Origin of the sequence: Streptomyces sp. NPDC006923 (genome assembly GCF_040635655.1) — a bacterium.
Lineage (GTDB): Bacteria > Actinomycetota > Actinomycetes > Streptomycetales > Streptomycetaceae > Streptomyces.
The window spans coordinates 1-21,382 of record NZ_JBEYIF010000010.1 but is presented as its reverse complement, the minus strand read 5'-3'; the positions used below and the strand labels follow the sequence as shown (position 1 = coordinate 21,382).

Below are 21,382 nucleotides of genomic sequence, written 5' to 3'. Positions count from 1 at the left end.
TCCTACGCACGCTGTCCCGGCACCGTGTCCGAGGTGACCGCGCCCCCGCCGTCCGGCGAGTGGCTCCGCTCAGAGCAGGCCGTCCTCCGCGCGATGGATCCGCGACATCAACTCCGCGGCCGACGACTTGATGGTGTCGAGCCCCGGCCGGCCCCAGCGGCGGGGCTCGGTGTCGACCACACAGACCGTGCCGAGGGCCATGCCCGTGCGATCGATGAGCGGCGCGCCGAGGTACGAGCGGATGCCGATCTCGTCGACCAGGGCGTTCCCGGCGAACCGCGGGAAGTCCCGGACGTCCTCCAGGACCAGTGCTTTGCGCCGTACCACCACATGCGGGCAGTAGCCGTGGTCGCGGTCCATGGACCGTTCGTCGCCGGCGCCCCGCGGAGTGTGCAGCCCGGCGAAGAACTGCCGGTCCTCGTCAATGAAGTTGACCATCGCATAGGGCGCGCCGGTGAGCTGCGCGAGCTGCTGGGCGAAGACGTCGAAGGCGGGCTCGGGGCGCTCGCCGAGACCGAGATGGCGCAGCCGTACGACCCGGGCCGGTGCCTCCTCGTCGACGGGCGTGAGCAGCAGACGGCCGATGGGGTCGTACTTCATACGCGCGCTCCGTCGCTCTGGGTGGTCCGGTTCATTCGGCGTACTCGGATCGCGGAGACGGCGCCGAGGTGAGCAGATGCTGGACAAGTGTGACCAGGGTCTGGACTGCGGAACTGGCGATACGCGCGTCACAGAGCACGATGGGCACCCCCGGCCCGAGATCTATCGCGGCTCGCACCTCCTCCGGCTCATAGCGGTAGGAGCCCTCGAACTCATTGACGGCGACGACGAATCCGATTCCGCGCCGCTCGAAGAAATCCACCGCGGAGAAGGAGTAGTCGAGCCGCCGGGTGTCGGCGAGCACGATCGCACCGAGCGCTCCTCTGGACAGCTCGTCCCACATGAACCAGAACCGCTCCTGACCGGGTGTGCCGAAGAGATACAGCACATGCTGCTCGTCGAGCGTCATCCGGCCGAAGTCCATGGCGACCGTCGTCGAGGTCTTGGTCTCGACACCCGTCAGATCGTCGGTCGCCGCGCTGACCTGGGTGAGCAGTTCCTCGGTGCTCAGTGGCGCGATCTCGCTGACCGCTCCCACGAAGGTCGTCTTGCCGACCCCGAAACCGCCCGCGACAAGGATCTTGAGCGCGGTGGGGAAGGATTCAGAGCTTTCGTCGTAGGCCATCGAGCACTGCCTCCAGCAGAAAACGGTCGGTGGGGTGGTCGAAGCTGTCGGGCGGCCGTGCGGTGATCGCGCCGCAGTCCACCAGGTCGGACAGCAGGACTTTGGTGACCGTCGCCGGGAGTCCGAGATGCGCCGCGATCTCCGCGACCGAGGTCGGCCCCTGGCAGAGGCCGACGGCCTGGGCGTGCTCCGGGGCGAGATGTGTCCGGGGCACGTCTCCCGTGGACATCACCAGCGTCAGCAGATCCAGTTCCGTCGTCGGCCGGGTCCGGCCACCGCTCACGGTGTACGGGCGGATGAGCCGGCCGGCCGACTCGTCGAGCCACGGCCCGTCCGCCGGGAAGGGCACGGTCAGCGGCCCGTGGGACTCGGCGCGGAGCCGGCCACGTGTCTGACCGGAGTGACCAGATAGGGCCGTACGCTCTTGACCAGCATCGCCATCTCGTAACCGAGGACGCCGGGGTCCGCCTCCCGGCCCGCCAGCACGGCGAGACAGGTCCCCGAACCCGCGGTGGAGACGAAGAGCAGTGTGGCGTCGAGTTCCACCACGACCTGGCGGACCTCGCCGCCCTCCCCGAAGCGCAGTCCCGCGCTGCGGCCCAGGGAGTACAGGCCGCAGGCGAGGGCCGCCATGTGGTCGGCGCTGTCGCAGTCCATGCCGTGCATGGATCTCACCAGGCCGTCGGAGGAGAGCAGCACCGCGCTGCGGGTGTACGGGACGCGCTGGACCAGACCGCTCAACAGCCAGTCGAGGTCCGGGACATGACCGATCGGCACATCGCTCACCATGGTGCATCTACTCCTTGAGGGGGATGTCGTCGCGCCGCGGCTCCGGCGACGGGTCCGCGGGCCGGTCCTTCAACGGGGTGTCCGACGAGGGACCCGTCTCGACGGGGCGCGGATCCGGCTGCCCGGCGGGCAGGGGGACGGGCTGGGACTCCGCGAGGCCGATGCCTCGGCGGAAGGCGGCCATCAGACCGGGGTCGTGGAGCGCGGGCTCGCCCGTCGAGGGCGCGCCCGGCAGGTCCCGGAGCTGCGGAACCAGATGCTCCTGGACCCGGCGCCTGGGCAGTTGGGGCCGGCTCGCGGCGCCGCCGGCCGAGCCGTCGGACGGGTCGGCCGGCTCCGGCGTGGTGTGGCGGCCCTGCCCGGCCGGGGAGTGCCGCCGCCCGTCGTCGCCCGCGCCCGGCAGCGCGCCGGCGGGCGTGCGGCGGTCGGAGGGTTCGTCACGGGCGGGCGGCGGAACGGGCTCGCCGTGCGGCGGATACGGCCCGGGGGGTGTCTCGTACCGCTGGGGCTGGGACGGGATCTGCGTCTGGGGCCGCGGTACGGGGGTGGCGGCGGACGACGGGCCGTCGTCGGACCGGTCCGCGCCCAGCAGTGCCTGCGGCAGCACCAGTACGGCCTGGACGCCGCCGTAGATGTTGGACTGCAGACGCACCACGATTCCGTGCCTGCGCGCGAGCGCCGCCACCACGAAGAGTCCGATCCGGCCGTCCTGGAGCAGACGCGCGACATTGACCTGGTCCGGATCAATGAGCAGTTCGTTCATCCGCTGCTGCTCGTCGAGCGGCATCCCGAGACCGCGGTCCTCCACCTCGATGGCGAGGCCCGCCGTCACCCGCTGCGCGCGCAGCAGCACTTGGGTGTGCGGGGACGAGAACAGCGTCGCGTTCTCGACCAGTTCGGCCAGCAGGTGGATGACATCGGCGACGGCGTGGCCGCGCACCGAGCCGTCGATGGGCGGTACGAGTTTGATCCGCGGGTACTGCTCCACTTCGGCGATGGCGGCGCGCAGGACCTCGGTCGCGGTGACCGGTCTGCTCCACTGGCGACGGGAGACCGCTCCGCCGAGCACAGCGAGGTTCTCCGCGTGTCTGCGGATTCTCGTCGCGAGATGGTCGACGTGGAAGAGACCTTTCAGCAGTTCCGGGTCCTCGACCTCGTTCTCCAGATCGTCGAGGAGCTGGATCTCGCGGTGGACCAGGGACTGGAGCCGTCGGGCCAGATTGACGAAGACCTCCACCTTCTGTTCGTTGCCGACGCTGGTGGACAGCCGGGACGCCTGCGCCACGGCGCTGATCGCCGCCGCCCGTGAGCGGCCCAGTTCCTCGGCCAGCAGGTCGAGTTCGTCTCCCCCTGGGGGCGCCGGCGTGGGCGGAGCACCGCGCCCGGACACCCGCTCGCCGCGTCCGATCCGCTCGACGGCGGCGCGCAGGTCGTCCTGGCCGCGCGCGCTGGCGCGGCGCAGCTCGGCACAGCGGTCGAGCACGGACTTCGCGGTGCGCTCCGCCCCCAGCGCCGCCGCGGCGACGGCGGCGAAGGCGAGCAGCGCCGTCCCGACGAGAGCGGCCCAGACCTCGCTGGTCGGTTCCGCCGAGGTGGAGCGGAGCAGGAGCACAACGGCGACGGCGCCGCTGAGCGCGGCGACCGTCGTCGGCAGCACGGCGGTACGCAGCAGCCGGGGGCGTATACGGGCGTCCGGTGGCACGGGCGTGTTCGCCCTGACCGTGGATGGCAGCGAGCGGACGCCCGGCCGGCCGTGCCGCCCGCCCTCACGGCGTTCCGGCCGTGCGACGGGTACGCGAAGTTGAGACATCTTTGTCCTCGGTACGTGGGCCCCAGGAATCGGCATGGTCTGTTCAAGCTGTGGTGCGACAGCGGGCGGCGGCACGTGCGCCGCATGAGCCCTCCGTTAACCACTGAGCACACACAGTAGTTGCCAGACGTTCTGATGTGGTGGGCAGTTGATGAACTTGCCCGCCGAGCGTCCCGCTCTGGTATGAGGCATCGCACGCCAGCGCGAAATGCCGCGTTCGTTCTGGTTCCTCGCCCCCGGGAGCCAGGGCTGGGGACAACGGCCCGGCGCGCGGCGGGCTCACCGCGCTCACGGGCTCACGCGCTCACGCGCTCACGGGCTTACGGGGTTACGGGGTTACGGGGTTACGGCGCGAGTATCACGGAACGGCTGAGATGGCGCGGGCGGTCCGGGTCGAGGCCCCGCTTATCCGCCAGGGCGAGCGCGAGCCGCTGGATCCGGACCAGTTCGGCCAGCGGGTCCAACTCCCCCTCCACCCAGAGCCCGCCGGTCGCCCTGACCTCTTCCGCGAGTCCCTCCGGCGCGGGCCCGAGCGCCCACGTCGCCCTGCCCCCGGTCGTGATGCTGATCGGACCGTGGCGGTACTCCATCGCCGGATACGCCTCCGTCCAGGACAGCGACGCCTCCCGCATTTTGAGCGCGGCCTCTTCCGCGAGGCCGACGCTCCAGCCCCGGCCGAGAAAGGTGAACTGGCCGCATTCGGTGACACCGGCGGGCAGTGGATCCGCGAGCGCTGTCTCCGCGTCCGTGACCACGGCATCGGAGTGCAGTCCGAGATGTGCGCGCAGCAGCGTGAGGGCCGTGGTGGCGAACCGCGTCTGGACGACGGACCGTTCGTCGGCGAAGTCCAGGACGATCAGGCCGTCGGCGGCGGAACTCACCGGGGTGTCCGGGTCCGCGGTGATCGCGGTCGTACGGGTGGTCTCGCGGATGTCCGCGAGCAGGCGCAGGACCTCGGTGGTCGTACCGGACCGGGTCAGCGCCACGATCCGGTCGTACTGACGCCCGACGGGGAATTCGGAGGCGGCGAAGGCGTCGGTCTCACCATGTCCGGCGCCTTCCCGGAGCCGGGCGTAGGCGCGGGCCATGAAATATGAGGTGCCACAGCCGATGACGGCGGTGCGTTCACCGGGCTCGGGCAGTTCGTGCCGTACGTCCTCGACCAGCCCCGCCGCCCGGCGCCAGCACTCCGGCTGGCTGGCCAGTTCCGTCCCCACATGCGTCACGCGCGTCTCCGGTCCCCTGAGGCAGCATGATTACTCGCTCATGCTAGGGCTGCCCCGTAACCCTCGTGGGCGTGCGACGAGGGAGCGCTCCCTTCGCGACGCGCCCCGGGCGGACCTCGCCGGCAGCGGCGCGGGAGGAGGCGGACGGGACGGGCGGCCCGTCCCGTCCACCGAGTCCGCGTTACGCGGAGGACGCGGTCTCCTCCGTCTTTCCGGGGCCGGCGTCCGTCCCGGCGGTGGTCTCCAGGACCGCGGGCGCGGGAGCCACCGGCCAGCCGCCGGGCGGCGTGGCGGCCACGGGCCGCCACCAGGGAGCGGCGGGGACGTCGTCTCCGGTGGGTTCGAAGGGCTGGCCGGGGCGCGGCAGCGCGATCCCGGCGCCCGCCTCGGCGGCAGCCGAGACCGTACCCTCGCCGGGCTCGGCCCACGGGTGCGGAGCGAGGTTGAACGTGCCCCAGTGGATCGGCAGCATCACCCCCGACGGCCGGCCGCCCTGGAGATCGAGATGCGCGCGCATGCCTTCGGCGGGTGTCATATGGATGTCGGGCCAGTATTCGCTGTAAGCACCGATCTGGATCATGGTGGCGTCGAACGGGCCGTGTTCGGCGCCGATGTCCGCGAAGCCGGCGAAGTAGCCGGTGTCCCCGCTGTGGTAGATCCGGTGCTCGGGGCCGGCCACCACCCAGGACGCCCAGAGTGTGTGCTGCTGGTTGCGCAGGCCCCGGCCACAGAAGTGCCGCGCCGGGGTGGCGGTCAGCCGCAGGCCCGCGACCTCGGTGAACTCGTTCCAGTCGAGCTCGCGGAGCCGGGACTCCGGCACGCCCCAGCGCTCCAGATGCGCGCCGACACCCAGCGGCACGGCGAACACGGTGTCCGTGGCGGCGAGCGCCTTGATGGTGGGCAGATCGAGGTGGTCGTAGTGGTCGTGGGAGATCACGACGACATCGACGGGACCGAGCGACGCGAGCGGTACGGGCGCGGGGTGCAGCCGCTTCGGGCCCACGAACGCGAAGGGCGAACAGCGCTCGCCCCACACCGGGTCGAAGAGCACCCGGTGACCGTCGATCTCGGCGAGTACGCTCGAATGCCCCATCCAGGTGAGCCGCAGCCCCGAAGCGGGAGGTGTGGCCAGCTCCGTAAGGGTGGTGGAGTGCACCGGAATCGGACCGGTCGGGACCCGCCGGGCCCGCGCTTCCTTCTGGAAGTAGATCTTCGCGAACTCCAGCCCGGAGCCGGAGGGTCTTGTCCTGGCACCCACCGGGTTCTGGAACACCCCGTCCACGAAGTTCGGCGAGCGATGGATCCGCTCCAGCCTCTCCCCGGCCGAATCGGCCCCGAAGGCCGCGGTGCGCAGCGAGCGCAGCCGGGAGCGCAAAGAAAGGGGGGAACCAGCGCCTGTCACAGCACCTCCTGGAGGTTCGGTGTCGTCCTCATTATGGCCAAGGACCTACGTCGGTGCGGGTCGAGCCCCGACAAGGGAGACCCGCAACGGGTACGCCGGTGGCAACATCGCCTCTTCCCGTCGGATTCCCGGATACGCGTACGTTCCTGGGAGAACTCTTCGACAGCGACGAGCGCCTTCCGGTACTGACTCGCGATTCGGCACTGGCCGTCGCGCCCGGAGACCGGTGCGCGCGGAGCGCGCTCCGCCAGGAACCGGGGCCGGAGGTCCCCGGGACGCTCGATAGGGTGACGGCGTGGCGAGGGTGCGGCTGAGCGTGGCGGAACGGCGCGAGGAACTCCTGCGGGCTGCCGGCTGCCGGATCGAGGCCCGGGACATGGTCTCGGCCGGCAGTGGAAGGCCGCCCTCACCGAGGTCGTCGCGGCAGGCTCGGCGGCAGCGAATCCCGGTGTGCGGACCCGGAGTCGGCTGCCTGTCGGCTCACCGCGCTGCTGGACGGGCCGGCGGTCCGGATGACGCCCCACGCGGGCTCGCTGCCGCGCGCCACCACGGTGGGGTGGGCGGCCGAGGCGCTCGCCCGCGAGCGGGGACTCGGCCCGGCGGCGCTCGACGGACCCGAGGGGCCCGCCGCGCCCGAAGGGCCGGGAAGCAGCGAGAGGCCCTGGACGGGACGCGATGCCCCCGGCCGTACCGAACTCATCAGCCATACAGACAGCGATGAAAGGGAGACCGTGACCCAGCAGCAGACCGACCGGCTCGATCACGATGTGCTGGTCGTCGGGGGCAGCGGGGTGGATACCGTTGTCCGGGTCGACTCGCTGCCGGTACCGCTCGCGGACTCTGTCGGCGTGGGGCCGATCCGCGAATGGGCGGGGCACACCGGCGGCAATGTGGCACTCGGCTGCCGGACCCTGGGTCTCAAGGTCAAGTTCCTCGACTTCGTCGGCGACGACTGGACCGGCGGACAGGTCCGCGACCGGCTCGCGAAGGGCGGGGTCGACTTCGAGGCGCTGATCTCCCCGGCCGGCACCCGTCGCGCGGTCAATCTGGTCGAGAAGACGGGCCGCCGGATGTCCTTCTACGACGCCCGGGATCCGGACGATCTGCGCATGCCGCGCGACTTCTATCTGCCCCACCTCCGGCGCGCCCGTCATGTCCATCTGTCGATCACCAACTTCACCCGGTTCCTGTACGACGACATCGAGGAGCTCGGTGTCCCGGTCTCGACCGATCTGCATGACTGGAACGGACTCACCGACTACCACAGGGAGTTCGCGTTCCGCTCCGATCTGGTGTTTCTGAGCGCGGCCGGGGCCGGTGAGCGGATCGCCTCGGTGATGCGGGAGATCCTGCGCGAGGGCCGTGCGGAGGCGGTGATCGCGACGGCGGGCGCCGGCGGCTCCTATCTGATGACCCGTGAGGGAAGCCGGGCGCCGCGCCCCGTCCGGGCGACCGTCCCGCCCGCGCCGGTGGTGGACTCCAACGGTGCGGGCGACGCGTATGTCTGCGGCTTTCTGTACGGACGGCTGGCCGGGCGGGACCTCGAAGAGTGCGCCCGGCTCGGCGCCCTGGCAGGCGCCTACGCCTGTACGGGCGAGGGCGGCACGGCGCTGATAGGCCCCGGCGACCTGCACCCGGACCGGGTCTGACCGGCGGCCGGCCGGCGCCGTACCGTCATGGCTCCGCACCGCCCCGGCCCCGGCCGCCCCGGCCCCGGCCGCTCAGGTCCGGGGCGCTCAGGTCCGGGGCGCTCAGGTCCGGGGCTCAGGTCTGGCGCATCGGCTCGTACGCCTCCGCTTCGAGCCCGAAGGTCCAGGCGACGCCCTCCTTCGCCGTCGTGGCCGTGGGCGGTACCCGCAGCCAGTAGGTGCGGTGCGTACCGTCCGGCTCCGGTGTCGCATTGACCACCTCGACCATCACGACGTCCTCGTCACCCTCCAGTGCTATCCGCCACAGCACGCCGGTCTCGTCCCGGTGCACGGGCTGCGCGCCCGACTCGCTCAGATAGCGGTCGTAGCCGTAGTACTCCAGCATCACCCGCCGCAGCTCCGCGTTGGCCTCGGCGCGGATCCGACCGGGTGTCAGGCTGCCCAGTCCGGCCAGGAACTCCGCCGGAACCGGCATGCCGCGCCAGGCGTGCAGGGCGAAGCCGTCCGGGTAGGCGACCGCGGGGCCGTCCCCGCGGTCGAGCCGGCCCGCCTCGTCACGGTGCAGCTCGGCGGGACGCTCACAGAGCACCACCGCGCGCTCGTACGGCCACCACCAGCCCGCGTGCCGCGCGACCTCCGCGAGTCCTTCGAGGCGCTCGCTGCGGCCGTCGAACGCGGCGAGCCAGGCCGCGTCGTGCTGCCCGAGCACGGCGTCCAGCAGCACCGTACGTATCCCGGCGGCCTCGGCGGGCTTCCCCGCGAGCTTCTCCACCACCCCGGCGCGTATCCGCTCGGAGAGCGCCCGGGTGGTGTCCCAGAGCCGTGCCCCGGTGGCGCTCCAGTGTTCGGCCCAGCCCGCGGGTCCCAGCGCGTCGTGCACCCTGCGCCGTTCGTCGGCCCAGGGATATGTACGCACCTCGTCGCGGACCGATCGCCCCGCGTCGGGGAGCGACCGCGCGATCCGCGCGCCGGCCAGGGGCGACTCCGCCCAGATGACACGCTCCGGCTCCGCCAGGCCCGCGCTCCGGTAGGCGAGCCGCACTCCGTGCTCGGCGGCCGGCCGGTCAGCCGCCCCCGTCGCCGCCGCGACGGCCCGCCATGTGTCCACGTCACTCATGTCTGAAGCCCCGTTCCCTGTCATCCCTGTCCTGGCTTTCCGTCCATCAGCGCTTTCCGCACCACCGGTGCGGTGCGGCCGGCCCGGTGCTGCCGGTCCCGTGCCACCGCTCAGTCCGCGACGATCCGCACCGCGCCCGGCAGGTATTCGCGCTGGCGCACCACTCGGAACCAGCCGCCGGGCAGCGGTATCGCCGCGTGCTCCTCATGCACCACCCGTCCGCCGGCGGGGAGATGGAGGAGCATCGGTCCGGTCTGCTCCGCCGGGTCACGGATCAGCCGGCCGGGCCCGGTCACCGCGTGGGCGTGGCCCGTGACCTCGCCGAGCGCCAGGACAAGCCGCCCCCGCGCGTCTCTCGGCTCACCGGACGCCGCCCCGGCGTCCACGAGATGCGACGGCACCGTCTCCTCCGCGACGGGCACGATGAGCACGTCTCCCTGCCGGTACATGGCTCTCCCCTCCACCGGCGGCGCCGAGTGCGCCGACCCGTGAAAGACGCTAGGGCCAGGGTCTGACAATCCGCCCCGACGACGGGCGTTGTCAGTCGCCCTTGGTAGAACTTCTGTCCGTCAGCCGATCACTGTCACCGTTGTCTGGAGCGTTCGCCATGACCATCTCGGACCACTTGCAGGAGCTGTACGGCCTGCCCGCGTTCGACTTCCCCGGCGCCGGAGCGAAGTCGGAGCTCCCCGACGCGGCTTCCGTGGCCTGGCGCGTCTCCGTCGACTCCTACGAGGCGGAAGAGGCGTGGGAGAAGGAGTTCGCCCGCTTCACCGAGACCGTGGACACCACCAGGGTCCAGGCCCTGATCGTCGGCTCCTGGAGCGACGCGTACGAGACGGGCCCCGACGAACTGATCAAGGCTCTCGTCGCGGCACGGGACCGGCTTCCCGGGCTGCGCGCCCTCTTCCTCGGCGACATCACCTTCATGGAGTGCGAGATCTCCTGGATCAACCAGGGTCTGGTGACGCCGCTGCTCGACGCCTTCCCCGCGCTGCGTGAGTTCGGGGTGCGCGGCGGTCAGGATCTGGAGTTTCCCGCCGTCCGCCACGAACGGCTCCGCTCGCTCACCATCGAGGCGGGCGGTCTGGATGTCGCGGTGGTGCGGGGTGTCGGCGCGAGCGACCTGCCGGCGCTCGAGCACCTCGACCTCTGGCTCGGCACCTCGTGGTACGGGGCGAACGCCCAGGTGGCAGATCTGGCACCGATTCTGTCCGGGTCCCGCCTGCCCAAGCTGCGGTATCTGGCGCTGCGCAACAGCGAGATACAGGACGAGATCGCGACCGCGCTGGCCGGCGCGCCGGTCGTCGCGGGTCTGGAGACCCTCGACCTCTCGATGGGCACCCTGGGGGACGAGGGCGCCGAGGCCCTGCTCGGCGGCCAGCCGCTCACCCATCTCAAGAAGCTGGATCTGCATTACAACTACCTCGGCGAGGCGATGCGGGAGCGGCTCGTCAGCACGCTCGGTGCGGCCGGCGTGGAGCTGGATCTCTCCGAGAGCGGTGACGCGGACCAGGAGAGCGACGGCACGGAGCACCGCTACACCGCGGTGGCGGAGTGACCCGGTGCCGCAGACCCTGAGCAGTCGAGTGTCCGCCGCCGCGGCGGACACGCGCGGTGCGGCCCCGGCCCTCGTCGTGGTCGGGAATCCGGACAATCGCCGCGTCGTCCTGTTCCAGGACGCCGTCCGCGCCGCCGGGCTGCCCGGCGCCCGGGTGGTGGCCTGGCGCGACGCCCTGCGCGGCCGGGCCGAGTTCAGGGCCGGGGAGACGGTACGGATCGACTCACCGGGCGAGGACGCGGAAGTGGACCGTCTGCTGCGCGGCACGGACGACTCCACCAGGGTGGAGGGCACCGCCCGCTGGTACGAGCGGTTCACCGCCGCCGTCCGGGAGCTGGGGCACGCGGCGGCCGCCGGTGGAGCGGATCTTCTCGACGATCCGGACGATCTGGCCGTGCTCTTCGACAAGCGGCTGTGCCATGGCGCCCTGCGCCGGGCCGGAGTGCCCGTCCCCGTGTCGCCGACGTCCGGCGCCGACGCGCCCGCGGTCACCGGCTGGGACGACGTACGCGCCCTGATGGCCGGGGCCGGGCTGCGCCGCGCGTTTGTCAAGCTCGCCCACGGCTCGTCGGCCTCCGGGGTCCTCGCGGTCGAGACGGCGGGCCCCGGCCGGGTGCGCGCCATCACCTCCGTGGAGCGCGACCCGGCGGGCCGTCTCTTCAATTCGCTGCGGGTGCGCGGCTATACCGACGAGCGTGAGGTGGCGGCAATCGTCGACACCCTCGCCCCCGACGGACTGCACATCGAACGCTGGCTGCCCAAGGCCGTGCAGGAGGGACGCTCGGCCGATCTGCGGGTCGTGGTCGTCGCGGGGCGCGCCACGCACGCCGTGGTCAGGACCAGCCACTCGCCGATGACCAATCTCCATCTCGGCGGGACCCGGGGAGATCTCACGGGGGCCCGCGAGGCGATCGGGGCCGCGGGCGCGAGCTGGGCCACCGCGCTCGCCGTCTGCGAGCAGGCGGCTGACCGCTTCCCCGGCACCCACTGCGTGGGCGTCGATCTGCTGCCCGTCAGCGGCTGGCGGGGTTTCGCCGTCGGGGAGGTCAACGCGTTCGGCGACCTGCTGCCCCGTCTCACCGGCCTGCCGGGCAGCGGTGCCGAGGGCCTCGACACCTACGCCGCCCAGCTCGCCGCCCTCCCGCACCGCGCGGGACATTCCCGGGGGAGGACCCATCGTGCGGTCACCTGATATGAACGACATCGTCGGCCGGGACGATCTGCTCCTTGTCACCCTCGACACCCTGCGCTTCGACGTCGCCGACGAACTCGCCGCCGCGGGCCGGACCCCGCGGCTCGCCCGGCACCTCCAGGACGGCCGCTGGGAGAAGCGGCACGCGCCCGGCAGCTTCACCTATGCCTCGCACCAGGCGATCTTCGCCGGGTTCCTGCCCACACCTGCCTCGCACGGCCCGCATCCCCGGCTCTTCGCCGCACGCTTCGCGGGCAGTGAGACCACGGCCGACCGGACCTTTGTCTTCGACACACCTGATCTGGTCTCGGGTCTGGCGGGCGCCGGTTACCGCACGGTGTGCCTCGGCGGGGTCGGCTTCTTCAACCAGCAGGGCGCTCTGGGCTCCGTCCTGCCCGGCCTGTTCCAGGAGAGCCACTGGGAGACGGAGTTCGGGGTGACCTCCCCGGCCTCCTTCGAGGCCCAGATCGACCGGGCGGAGCGGATCGTCGCGGAGCTCCCGCGTGAGCAGCGGCTCTTCCTCTTCGTCAATGTGTCCGCGTTGCACCAGCCCAACTGGTTCCATCTGCCCGGTGCCACCCGGGAGGCGGGCGACTCACGCGCCACACACGCCGCCGCCCTCGAATACGTCGACCGGCACATCGACCGGCTTTTCGCCGCCATGAGCAGCCGCCGCCGCTGCTTCGCGATCGTCTGTTCCGACCATGGCACGGCTTACGGCGACGACGGCTGGACGGGACACCGTCTGGGCCACAAGGCCGTCTGGACCGTGCCGTACGCGCATTTCTTCCTGGAGCCCGGAGCCGGCACATGACCAATTCGACCAGCACGATCAACTCGACCAGCACGACCAACGCGGCCACCGGCAGCAGCGCCGCCGCACCGCGTCCGTACGAGAGCTATGTCTACGCCTATCCGCACAAGACGGCCTACCGCCGGCTCGGCGACGGGCCGGTGCTGCGCGAGACCTGGGCCGGCGAACCGACGGACGCCCTCTCCCTCTATCTGCACATACCGTTCTGCGAGGTCCGCTGCGGCTTCTGCAATCTCTTCACCCGGATCGGCGCGCCCGACGAGCTGACGACGCGCTATCTCGACGCCCTCGACCGGCAGGCGACGGCCGTACGCGACGCGCTCGGCCCGCCCGGGGACGGCGGCACCGGTGCCGTGCGGTTCGCCGCCGCGGCGTTCGGCGGCGGCACGCCCACCTACCTCGACGCCGGTGAGCTGGACCGGCTGTGCGACATCGCGGAGAAACGGATGGGCGCCGATCTGCGGGCCCTCCCGCTCTCCGTGGAGACATCTCCCGCCACGGCCACCGCCGACCGGCTGGCCGTCCTCACCGACCGCGGCGCCACCCGCCTCAGCATCGGTGTGCAGAGCTTCGTCGACGCGGAGGCGAAGGCCGCCGTGCGCCCGCAGCGCCGCACCGATGTCGAGACGGCGCTGGGCCGGATACGTGACGCCCGGATCCCCGTCCTCAACATCGATCTCATCTACGGCATCGACGGCCAGACCGAGGAGAGCTGGCGCCGCTCCCTGGACGCCGCGCTCGCCTGGGATCCCGAGGAGTTGTATCTCTACCCCCTCTACATACGGCCGCTGACCGGTCTCGGCCGGCTCGGGGCCGGAAGCGACGCCGCCTGGGACGCCCAGCGGCTGCGGCTGTACCGGCAGGGCCGCGATCACCTCCTCGACCGGGGCTACGAGCAGGTGTCCATGCGGATGTTCCGCCGCCCGGGCTCCGCGTCCGGGGGAGCCGACGACTACGCCTGCCAGACCGACGGCATGATCGGGCTCGGCTGCGGAGCCCGCTCCTACACCTCCCGCCTCCACTACTCCTTCGACTACGCCGTCGACACCCGCGAGATACGGAACATCATCGACCGGTACACGGCGACGGAGGACTTCTCCCGGGCGGAGCTGGGCTACCGGATCGACGAGGACGAGGCACGGCGCCGCCATCTCCTCCAGTCGGTCCTCCAGGCGCGGGGCATGGAGGTGGCCGGCTATCGCGAGCGGTTCGGGACGGGCCCGGCCGACGACTTCCCGGCCGAGCTGGACCTGTTCGCGGCGCTCGGCTGGCTCGACGGGAGCGCGGGGCCCGGCCTGCTGCGTCTCTCGCCCGAGGGTCTCGCCCATTCGGACGCCCTGGGTCCCGCGCTCTTCTCCCCCGCCGTACGGGCCGCGATGGCCGCGTACGAGCAGAAATGAGACTCCGTGGACCTGACGATCCTCTACCGCGGTCCGCTCGCGTCCTGCGACTACGACTGTCCCTACTGCCCGTTCGCCAAGCGGCGGGACACCACTGACCAGCTACGTGCCGACCGGGCGGCGCTGGAGCGCTTCGCCGCGTGGGCGTCCGCGCAGTCCGCCGACCGGCTGTCGCTCCTGTTCACACCGTGGGGCGAAGGGCTGGTGCGCTCCTGGTACCGCCGGACACTCGCCGAGCTGTCCCGGCTGCCGCACATCCGCCGGGTGGCCATCCAGACAAACCTCAGCGCCCGTACCGACTGGGTCCAGGACGCCGATCCCGGGACGCTGGCCCTGTGGTGCACGTACCACCCGGGACAGACGCCGTACGACCGCTTCCTCGGGAAGTGCCATGACCTCGCGCGCCGGGGCGTCCGGTTCAGTGTGGGCGTTGTCGGTCTGCCCGGCCATCATGAGCACGCGCTCCGGCTGCGCGCCGAGCTGCCGGCGGACGTCTACCTCTGGATCAACGCGGCCGAGGGACACAGCTATACGGACGAGGAGGCCGCCCGGTGGACGGACCTCGATCCGCTCTTCCCGTACAGCCGCCATCCGCACCGCTCGGCCGGTCTGCCGTGCCGTACGGGCGAGTCGGTGATCTCGGTGGACGGCGACGGCACCGTGCGGCGCTGCCATTTCGTCCGTGCCGAGCTGGGCAATCTCTACGACGGGTCGTACCGGCGGGCCCTTGGGCCCCGGGCCTGCCCGAAGGCGCTGTGCGACTGTCACATCGGCTATGTGCACCTGGAGACGCTGCCGTTGTACGACGTGTTCGCGGGCGGGGTGCTGGAGCGGATCCCGGCGGGGGCGCGGGGCGTGTTCGAGACGTAGCGCCGCGAGCCGGACGGGACTTCTGCAACACGCCCCGGGGCGGCCCCGCCGTCAGTGCTTCAGCGGCAGCAGATCGGGCCGCTTGGCCGCCACCTGGTCGCCCGACGACTCGCCGCGCAGCCGGCGTCCGATCCAGGGCACCAGATATTCGCGCGCCCAGTGGATGTCGTCGCGCCGGACCTCGAACGTGCCGCGCGGCGGCTGCGGCGGCCACGCCTGGTCCGGGTCGGCCGGCACGTCGAGACCGAGCACCTGCGCGGCGCGCAGCGCGACCCGGGTGTGCCCCTCGGGTGACAGATGCAGCCGGTCGCCGTCCCAGGCACGCCGGTCCTGGACGGACCTGAGGGACCAGAGATCGAGGACGGGGCAGTCGTAGCGGTCGGCGATGGAGCGCACATGCGCGGTGTACGTGGCGATCTTGCCCCGCAGATGGCGCAGCACGGGGACCCCGCGGGTGTCGAATCCGGTGGTCACCATGACCGTGCCGACGGCGCCCGTGAGGTCGGCCACGGCCCGCTCGAAACGCTCGGCGACATCGTCGGGATCGGTACCTGGACGGATGATGTCGTTGCCGCCGGCACAGAAGGTCACCAGGTCCGGGGCGAGTTCCTTCGCCCGGGGGATCTGCTCGTCGACGATCTGGTCGAGGAGCCGGCCGCGTACCGCGAGATTGGCGTACCGGAAATCGCCGTGCACGGTGTCCACGGCGTCACCGGAGACCGGCAGCCGGTCGGCCAGCAGGACCGCGAGCCGGTCGGCCCAGCCGATATACAGCCCGTCGGGTCCCAGATCTCCCACGCCTTCGGTGAAGCTGTCACCGATCGCCGCGTACGACGCGAATACGCCGCTTCTTCTGGATCTCGAATCATCTGCCACAACCGCTCATCTTTCACTCGCAGATGTGACCTACGCGACCGTAAGAAGCCGTTGACGGCGGTGAGATACACCATCGGTCAAGTTTCACCCAAGCGGGAATAGGCACCATGCCTCCGCCCGGCACTTTCGGTGCCGGGCGGAGGTGTTGACCCACCGGCGTTCTCGGACGGAATACCGGTTCGGAGCGGGGTGTTCGGGATCAGACGGACGGGATCAGACGGAGACGCCGTGCTCGCGGAGGAAGGCCAGCGGGTCGATGTCCGAGCCGTAGTCGGGACCCGTACGGATCTCGAAGTGCAGGTGCGGTCCCGTGACATTGCCGGTCGCGCCGGAGAGCCCTATCTGCTGGCCCTCGCTGACGGTGTCGCCCTCGGAGACCGAGATGGAGGACAGGTGGCCGTACTGCGAGTAGTGGCCGTCGTCGTGCTGGATGACGACCTGGTTGCCGTACGAACCGCCCCAGCCGGCCGAAACGACGGTGCCCGCGCCGACGGCCTTCACAACGGTGCCCGAGGGCGCCAGGAAGTCCACACCGGTGTGGTAGCCGCTGGACCAGTTGCTGCCACTGGCGTGGTACGGCGTGCCGATGGCTATGCCGTCGACCGGCAGGGTGAAGCCGGAACCGCTGTTGTCGTCCACCGGGTCGGCGGCGGGAGTTCCGGTCTTGACGGGAGCGGGGTCGTCCGAGGGCTTGGCCGGGGCGTTGCCGGGCTGAGCGTCCGTGCCACCGGGCTTGGAGTGGTGGCCCGCCGGCTTGTGCGGGCCACTCGACTTGGCGCCGATGGTGAGCTTCAGGCCCGGGTGGATGAGCGACGGGTCGGGCCCCACGGCCTTGCGGTTGTCGGCGTACAGCTTGTGCCAGCCGCCCCGGACATGCTGTTCGGAGGCGATCTTGGAAAGGTAGTCACCGGCGACCACGGAGTAGATCTTCGGAGCCTTGGTGGCGGTCTTCTTGGCGGACGCGTGCTGACTCGTCTGGGCGGCCGCCGAGACGGCGTGCGGTTCGGTGGCGGGCGCGGCCTTCTCGGCGGCGTGCGCGCCGGTGGCGCCGATGAGCGGAAGAGCGATGGCGGCGCCGCCCGTACCGGCGGCGAGAAGGCCGCGGCTGAACGGGCTGGTCCTGGTGCGGCGGTGCTTACCCTTCGCGGGCATGGTCAATTCCTCTCCGGCGCCTGCGAGGTGAGCTGTCGGGTTAGGGCTGGAGATGCCCTGCCGCGCTTACTGCGCGACTTCACCCCGAGCCGTCCGATATTCCGGAACGGCGTACTACCTGGGTCCCCCGCTCCTGCCACACGTGGATGGGTGAGTGCGAATTCCAAGCGGCGGCAGGATTCGGCGGTCCGCCTGGATTGAGGCTGAACGTAGGCGAGCCGGGAGGGCATTAACAAGCCGCTTATTCCCAGGGGCGGCAGACGCCCCGATATCGCCCTGGATTTCCGGTCACCCTGCGTGAATCACCGATCTTCGGATTCCGTGCGTCACGGCGATTTCAATTCGCTTCGCCGCCACGGACCGTCACGGATATGATCCTGCTCACCAGCGGGAACCCATCTCCCCCTGCACCGGGGCACGTTATGCGAAATACGCCAATACGGACAGATGCACATTTGGGCGATTTGTAGCCTCCTGCGATGTCCGAATAGTTCGCATTCGCTCCCCGGGTCGCGAACTCCGGTCTCCTGAGAACCGATGTCGTAGTGTCAGAAGTCGACATCGTCGGCGAGCGGCGCCGGCGGCAGACACGGAGGAGCAGGCCGTGACGCAGCAGGTCCCGTCGACCGAGCCCGAGCTGACCGGGGTACGCAACTTCCGCGATGTGGGCGGACTGCCGACCACGGACGGCCGGCAGGTGCGGCACGGGCGGCTCTTCCGCAGTGGCCACCTCGCCAACGCCACCGCGGCCGACTCCGCCTTCCTCTCGTCCCTCGGGCTGCACACCGTCTTCGACTTCCGCAATGCCGCCGACCTCAAGCTCGACGGCGCGGACGTGGAGCTGACGGGTGTGCGCAATGTGAACATCCCGCTCACCGATCCCGCGGACGGGGCGGAGTTCTGGCTGATGGTCCGGGACGGCGACCTCGACCAGCTCCGCTCGCTCCTCGCGGACGGCAGGGCCGCGGCCCGGATGACCGACTCGTACCGCGCGATCATCACGGACCGCACCGCCGAGCACAGCCGCGTCCTGCACGCCCTGGCCGAGGACAGCGTCCCCGCCCTCATGCACTGCGCCGCGGGCAAGGACCGGGCCGGTCTCTCCATAGCCGTGTCGCTGCTGGCCGTCGGGGTCGAGCGCGAGGCGATAGAGGCGGACTACCTGAAGTCGAACGACCCGCGGCGCCGCTATCCGATCCACCGCAGCGACAATTCGCCCGCCGGGACGTCCGCCGAGGTCATGGAGCTGCTCAGCCCGCTCTTCGACGCCAGATCGGAATACCTCGCAGCGGCTTTCGAGACCATTGAGAAGACCTGGGGCAGCACCGAGCGTTATCTGTCAGCGGGCCTCGGAGTCACCCCCGAGACCCGTGAGCGGCTGCGCGCCCGCCTGCTTTCCTGAGACGCGCGCCCGCCGTCGGGCCCGCGCCGACCGCTACTGACCGCGCGCCCCCAGCTCGAAGAGCAGATAGAGGAAGCCCGCGAAGAGGTGACCGGCCACCAGATAGGCGAAAAGCCGGATGACAAGTCCCCTGGGGAACGTCTTCTCCTGATTCGTTACGCGGGCCGGCACGTCTTCCTGGCCGGCCCGCGTACCCGCGGGGTCCGGAACTGCGTTCTCTGACATGGTGACAGACCTCTCTGAGGATCAGCCGCGGTGAGCCCCGCCGCCGAGGCACAGCTCGGCGGCGGGGGTCTGCAGCAGGGTGTGGACGAAGAGCAGCTCGGTCCCGGCGGGTCCGGCCGCCGCGATCCGGTGCGGTGTGAGCGAGTCGAAGTGCGCGCTGTCCCCCGGGTCGAGCACATGCACGGCGTCCCCGAGACTCAGGCGCAGCCGCCCTTCGAGGACATAGAGCCACTCCTCCCCCGGGTGCACACGGACGAGATCGCCCTGGGCCCCGTACGGCACCTGGACCCGGAGCGGCTGCATGGCCCGGCCGGAGCCGCCCGCCTGGTGGTAGGTCCAGCCGTCGGCCTCGACGGGCTCGGCACGGCCGGCCCGGACAATGGGGTCGCGTTCCGGCGGCACTTCGCCGAGCAGTTCGGAGACGGTCGTACCGTAGATCCGGGCGAGGGCCAGCAGCATGGGCAGCGAGGGCTGGCGGCGGCCCGTCTCCAGCCGGGACAGATGAGCGGGAGAGAGCCCGGCCCGGCGGGCGGCGGACTCCAGGGTGAGCCGCTGGTCGCGACGCAGCTCGCGCAGCCGGGGCGCGACATCGGGCAGCTCGTCGGAGAGCCGGCCGGGTTCGTCGGCCGGCTCGTCCGCGGGAGGTGTACGCATGCCTCTATTGCGCCAGGATATTTCCTCCGAGGCAAATTTGTTGCCCCAGAGGCAAACCCGGCTGGGTGGGCGGGGAGCGCCTCACCTGTTGGCGACGGCCTGCTTCACCAGTGTCCGCCCGAAGTCCCACATCAGCCCGCCGCCCCCATGGGCGTCGTCCATGACGGCGGTGAAGGCGTCGACAAAGCGCTCGACCTCTCGCTCTCCGATGGTCAGCGGCGGGATCAGCTTGATCACTTCGAGGTGGTCGCCCGACACCTGGGTGAGAATGCGGTGCTTCTGGAGCAGCGGTACGACCACCATCTGCGCGAAGAGCCCCTTGCGGGCGGCCTGGAGCATCGTCCACCGGCCCCGCAGCTTGATCGAGTTCGGACGGCCGAACTCGATGCCGATCATCAGACCCCGGCCCCGCACCTCGTGCAGCAGCTCATAGCGGTCGACCAGCGCGGCCAGCCGTGACCTGAGCAGATCCCCGGTCGTCCGCGCGTTGGCGACGATCTTCTCGTCCTCCATCACCGACAGGACGGCGAGGCCGGCGGCCATGGCCTGCGCGTTGGAGCCGAAGCTCGCCGAATGCACCAGCACCCGGTCCATCGACGAGTAGACCTTCTTGAAGATCCAGTCCTTGCCGAGGGTCGCGCCCACGGGGACATAGCCGCCGGAGAGAGCCTTCGCCACACAGACGAGATCCGGTTCCACCCCTTCCTCGTGCTGGTAGGCGTAGAAGTCGCCGGTCCTGCCGAGACCGGTCTGCACCTCGTCGGCGATGAGCAGCGCCTTGTGCCGGTGGAGCAGTTCCTGGGCCGCGAGCAGAAAGCCCGGCGGCGCCGCATGCACCCCTTTGCCCTGGATCGGCTCGACGACAAAGGCGGCCACATCACCGCGTTTCAGCTCCCGCTCCAGCGCGTCCAGATCACCGAGTTCGACCGCCGTGTCGGGCAGCAGCGGCGCGAAGCCGTCCCGGAACCCGTCCTCGCCATTGACGGACAGCGAGCCGGTGGTCAGCCCGTGGAAGGCGTGCGAGCAGTAGAGGATCCTGGGCTTCCCCGTCGCGTAGCGGGCGAACTTCAGGGCCGTCTCGACCGCTTCCGTACCACTGTTGCCGAAGAACACCCGGTCAAGATGCGGGCTGTGCGCCAGCAGCTTCTCGGCGAGCAGTCCCGGCAGCGGCTGGCAGTCGAAGCGGGTGAGGTCGGCGAGCGACGCGTCGAGCACGTCGTGCAGGGCCTTGCGTACGACGGCGTGGTGCCGGCCGAGGCCCATCACACCGAAGCCCGCGAGCATGTCCAGATAGTCGTTGCCGTCCTCGTCCCAGAAGTAGGCGCCCTCGGCCCGCTCGTAGACCCGGTCGAAGCCGATGGTGTGCAGCATGCGCGGTAGCTGGTGGTTGAGGTATCTGGTGTGCAGCTCGTAGCGCTCGGCACCGCGCTCCGAGAGAAGCCGGCCGAGGTCAAACCCCTGCGGCGCCGTGAGTTCCTCGGCCGCGTTGCGGACCGCGCCGGGCTCCGAGGGCTTCTTGGGATGGGTCATTCCGTGCTCTCCTTGGCTGCCAGGGCGGCACTGATCCGTCCTGCGGTCTCCACCGGTGTCAGGCCGCTACCGGCCGGCACCGCACTCCGTTCGGCATGGGCCGGAAGGTGCCCGGGGACGCCGTAGGTCGGCAGCGGTACGTCCACCCCGGCAACGAGAGGGCCCGGGTGACCGCCGCTTCCGGCCACCGTCCGGATCAGGAATTCCCCGATGTCCTGGGCCAGTTCGTGGAGTTCGCCTGTGCTCAGCGCCTTGAGATCGCGCGGTCCTCGGATGTTCTCCACGACAGACACGCTCGGGCCCCCTCTCGGACCGGTTCAGCTCACGGTGACGGCGGGAGCCCCCGAAGGCACCCCTGCGTCCTCCATCTGCTCGGCGATCTTCAACGCCTCCTCGATCAGGGTCTCCACGATCTTCGACTCCGGCACGGTCTTGATGACCTCACCCTTCACAAAGATCTGACCCTTGCCATTGCCCGACGCGACCCC

Annotated in this window: 22 protein-coding genes, 2 pseudogenes and 1 riboswitch; of the genes and pseudogenes, 8 read left to right on the top strand and 16 right to left on the bottom strand. The window is 71.0% G+C overall.

The window, feature by feature from the left end; genetic code table 11:
- Positions 1-69 precede the first annotated feature (69 nt).
- The 7 genes from ABZ707_RS20935 to ABZ707_RS20905 all read right to left on the bottom strand — a co-directional run bounded on the left by ABZ707_RS20935 (position 70) and on the right by ABZ707_RS20905 (position 6,452).
- Positions 70-600 carry a GAF domain-containing protein gene (locus tag ABZ707_RS20935; protein WP_360176863.1) on the bottom strand — a complete coding sequence of 177 codons (531 nt, stop codon included), beginning with the start codon at positions 598-600 and terminating at the stop codon, positions 70-72.
- 31 nt (positions 601-631) lie between these two features.
- A complete protein-coding gene (locus ABZ707_RS20930; protein ID WP_360176860.1) occupies positions 632-1,225 on the bottom strand; it encodes an ATP/GTP-binding protein in 594 nt (197 codons plus the stop codon).
- Positions 1,203-1,574: a DUF742 domain-containing protein gene (locus ABZ707_RS20925; protein WP_360176857.1), complete on the bottom strand. Its 372-nt coding sequence runs from the start codon at positions 1,572-1,574 to the stop codon at positions 1,203-1,205. The genes ABZ707_RS20930 and ABZ707_RS20925 overlap by 23 nt, the downstream gene beginning before the upstream one ends.
- A 2-nt stretch (positions 1,575-1,576) precedes the next feature.
- Positions 1,577-2,014 (bottom strand): roadblock/LC7 domain-containing protein, encoded by a 438-nt coding sequence (locus ABZ707_RS20920; protein WP_360176854.1) that lies wholly within the window; start codon positions 2,012-2,014, stop codon positions 1,577-1,579.
- 7 nt (positions 2,015-2,021) lie between these two features.
- Positions 2,022-3,824: an ATP-binding protein gene (locus ABZ707_RS20915; RefSeq protein ID WP_360176851.1), complete on the bottom strand. Its 1,803-nt coding sequence runs from the start codon at positions 3,822-3,824 to the stop codon at positions 2,022-2,024.
- A 344-nt stretch (positions 3,825-4,168) separates the two neighbouring features.
- Positions 4,169-5,050 (bottom strand): sugar isomerase, encoded by an 882-nt coding sequence (locus ABZ707_RS20910; protein ID WP_360176848.1) that lies wholly within the window; start codon positions 5,048-5,050, stop codon positions 4,169-4,171.
- 181 nt (positions 5,051-5,231) lie between these two features.
- Positions 5,232-6,452, bottom strand: a complete 1,221-nt coding sequence (locus ABZ707_RS20905) for an MBL fold metallo-hydrolase (RefSeq protein WP_360176845.1) — start codon at positions 6,450-6,452, stop codon at positions 5,232-5,234.
- Between the two features lie 381 nt (positions 6,453-6,833).
- Here ABZ707_RS20905 and ABZ707_RS20900 point away from each other — a divergent pair.
- Both ABZ707_RS20900 and ABZ707_RS20895 read left to right on the top strand, forming a co-directional pair.
- Positions 6,834-7,060, top strand: a pseudogene (locus ABZ707_RS20900) (TetR family transcriptional regulator C-terminal domain-containing protein); the annotation flags it as partial.
- Between the two features lie 123 nt (positions 7,061-7,183).
- Positions 7,184-8,101 (top strand): carbohydrate kinase family protein, encoded by a 918-nt coding sequence (locus ABZ707_RS20895; RefSeq protein ID WP_360177405.1) that lies wholly within the window; start codon positions 7,184-7,186, stop codon positions 8,099-8,101.
- A gap of 115 nt (positions 8,102-8,216) precedes the next feature.
- Here the strand turns inward: ABZ707_RS20895 and ABZ707_RS20890 are convergent, their stop codons facing one another.
- Both ABZ707_RS20890 and ABZ707_RS20885 read right to left on the bottom strand, forming a co-directional pair.
- Positions 8,217-9,218, bottom strand: a complete 1,002-nt coding sequence (locus tag ABZ707_RS20890; RefSeq protein ID WP_360176842.1) for a DUF6745 domain-containing protein — start codon at positions 9,216-9,218, stop codon at positions 8,217-8,219.
- Between the two features lie 110 nt (positions 9,219-9,328).
- Positions 9,329-9,667 (bottom strand): hypothetical protein, encoded by a 339-nt coding sequence (locus tag ABZ707_RS20885; RefSeq protein WP_360176839.1) that lies wholly within the window; start codon positions 9,665-9,667, stop codon positions 9,329-9,331.
- Between the two features lie 158 nt (positions 9,668-9,825).
- Between ABZ707_RS20885 and ABZ707_RS20880 the strand changes: the two genes are divergently transcribed.
- The 5 genes from ABZ707_RS20880 to ABZ707_RS20860 are packed head-to-tail and all read left to right on the top strand — an operon-like array spanning position 9,826 to position 15,055.
- Positions 9,826-10,779 carry an STM4015 family protein gene (locus tag ABZ707_RS20880; protein WP_360176836.1) on the top strand — a complete coding sequence of 318 codons (954 nt, stop codon included), beginning with the start codon at positions 9,826-9,828 and terminating at the stop codon, positions 10,777-10,779.
- Between the two features lie 28 nt (positions 10,780-10,807).
- Entirely contained in the window at positions 10,808-11,971 is a 1,164-nt protein-coding gene (locus ABZ707_RS20875; RefSeq protein ID WP_360177402.1) for an STM4014 family protein, read from the top strand.
- 1 nt (position 11,972) lies between these two features.
- The gene (locus ABZ707_RS20870) at positions 11,973-12,785 is read left to right on the top strand and encodes an STM4013/SEN3800 family hydrolase (protein WP_360177399.1); all 813 of its coding nucleotides are present in this window, start codon (positions 11,973-11,975) and stop codon (positions 12,783-12,785) included.
- A complete protein-coding gene (locus ABZ707_RS20865) occupies positions 12,782-14,185 on the top strand; it encodes an STM4012 family radical SAM protein (RefSeq protein ID WP_360176833.1) in 1,404 nt (467 codons plus the stop codon). The genes ABZ707_RS20870 and ABZ707_RS20865 overlap by 4 nt, the downstream gene beginning before the upstream one ends.
- A gap of 6 nt (positions 14,186-14,191) precedes the next feature.
- Complete coding sequence (locus ABZ707_RS20860) at positions 14,192-15,055, top strand: STM4011 family radical SAM protein (RefSeq protein ID WP_360176830.1); 864 nt, start codon at positions 14,192-14,194, stop codon at positions 15,053-15,055.
- A gap of 51 nt (positions 15,056-15,106) precedes the next feature.
- Here ABZ707_RS20860 and ABZ707_RS20855 read toward each other — a convergent pair whose 3' ends face one another.
- Positions 15,107-15,931, bottom strand: a complete 825-nt coding sequence (locus ABZ707_RS20855) for an SGNH/GDSL hydrolase family protein (RefSeq protein WP_360176827.1) — start codon at positions 15,929-15,931, stop codon at positions 15,107-15,109.
- A 213-nt stretch (positions 15,932-16,144) separates the two neighbouring features.
- Positions 16,145-17,083 carry a LysM peptidoglycan-binding domain-containing M23 family metallopeptidase gene (locus tag ABZ707_RS20850; RefSeq protein WP_360176824.1) on the bottom strand — a complete coding sequence of 313 codons (939 nt, stop codon included), beginning with the start codon at positions 17,081-17,083 and terminating at the stop codon, positions 16,145-16,147.
- 2 nt (positions 17,084-17,085) lie between these two features.
- Positions 17,086-17,246: riboswitch (cyclic di-AMP (ydaO/yuaA leader) on the bottom strand.
- Between the two features lie 441 nt (positions 17,247-17,687).
- Between ABZ707_RS20850 and ABZ707_RS20845 the strand changes: the two genes are divergently transcribed.
- Complete coding sequence (locus ABZ707_RS20845) at positions 17,688-18,485, top strand: tyrosine-protein phosphatase (protein WP_360176821.1); 798 nt, start codon at positions 17,688-17,690, stop codon at positions 18,483-18,485.
- A 33-nt stretch (positions 18,486-18,518) separates the two neighbouring features.
- On the opposite strand, the gene ABZ707_RS20840 is transcribed toward ABZ707_RS20845, so the two are convergent.
- The 5 genes and pseudogenes from ABZ707_RS20840 to ABZ707_RS20820 all read right to left on the bottom strand — a co-directional run.
- Positions 18,519-18,656 carry a DUF6126 family protein gene (locus ABZ707_RS20840; protein WP_360177396.1) on the bottom strand — a complete coding sequence of 46 codons (138 nt, stop codon included), beginning with the start codon at positions 18,654-18,656 and terminating at the stop codon, positions 18,519-18,521.
- Positions 18,657-18,731: 75 nt separating this feature from the next.
- Entirely contained in the window at positions 18,732-19,364 is a 633-nt protein-coding gene (locus ABZ707_RS20835) for an XRE family transcriptional regulator (RefSeq protein ID WP_360176818.1), read from the bottom strand.
- A gap of 81 nt (positions 19,365-19,445) precedes the next feature.
- Positions 19,446-20,894: an aspartate aminotransferase family protein gene (locus ABZ707_RS20830; protein ID WP_360176815.1), complete on the bottom strand. Its 1,449-nt coding sequence runs from the start codon at positions 20,892-20,894 to the stop codon at positions 19,446-19,448.
- The gene (locus ABZ707_RS20825) at positions 20,891-21,187 is read right to left on the bottom strand and encodes a 1-deoxy-D-xylulose-5-phosphate synthase N-terminal domain-containing protein (RefSeq protein ID WP_360176812.1); all 297 of its coding nucleotides are present in this window, start codon (positions 21,185-21,187) and stop codon (positions 20,891-20,893) included. Before ABZ707_RS20825 ends, ABZ707_RS20830 begins: the two co-directional genes overlap by 4 nt.
- Positions 21,188-21,211: 24 nt before the next feature.
- Positions 21,212-21,382 (bottom strand): annotated as a pseudogene (locus ABZ707_RS20820) (4-hydroxy-3-methylbut-2-en-1-yl diphosphate synthase); the annotation flags it as partial.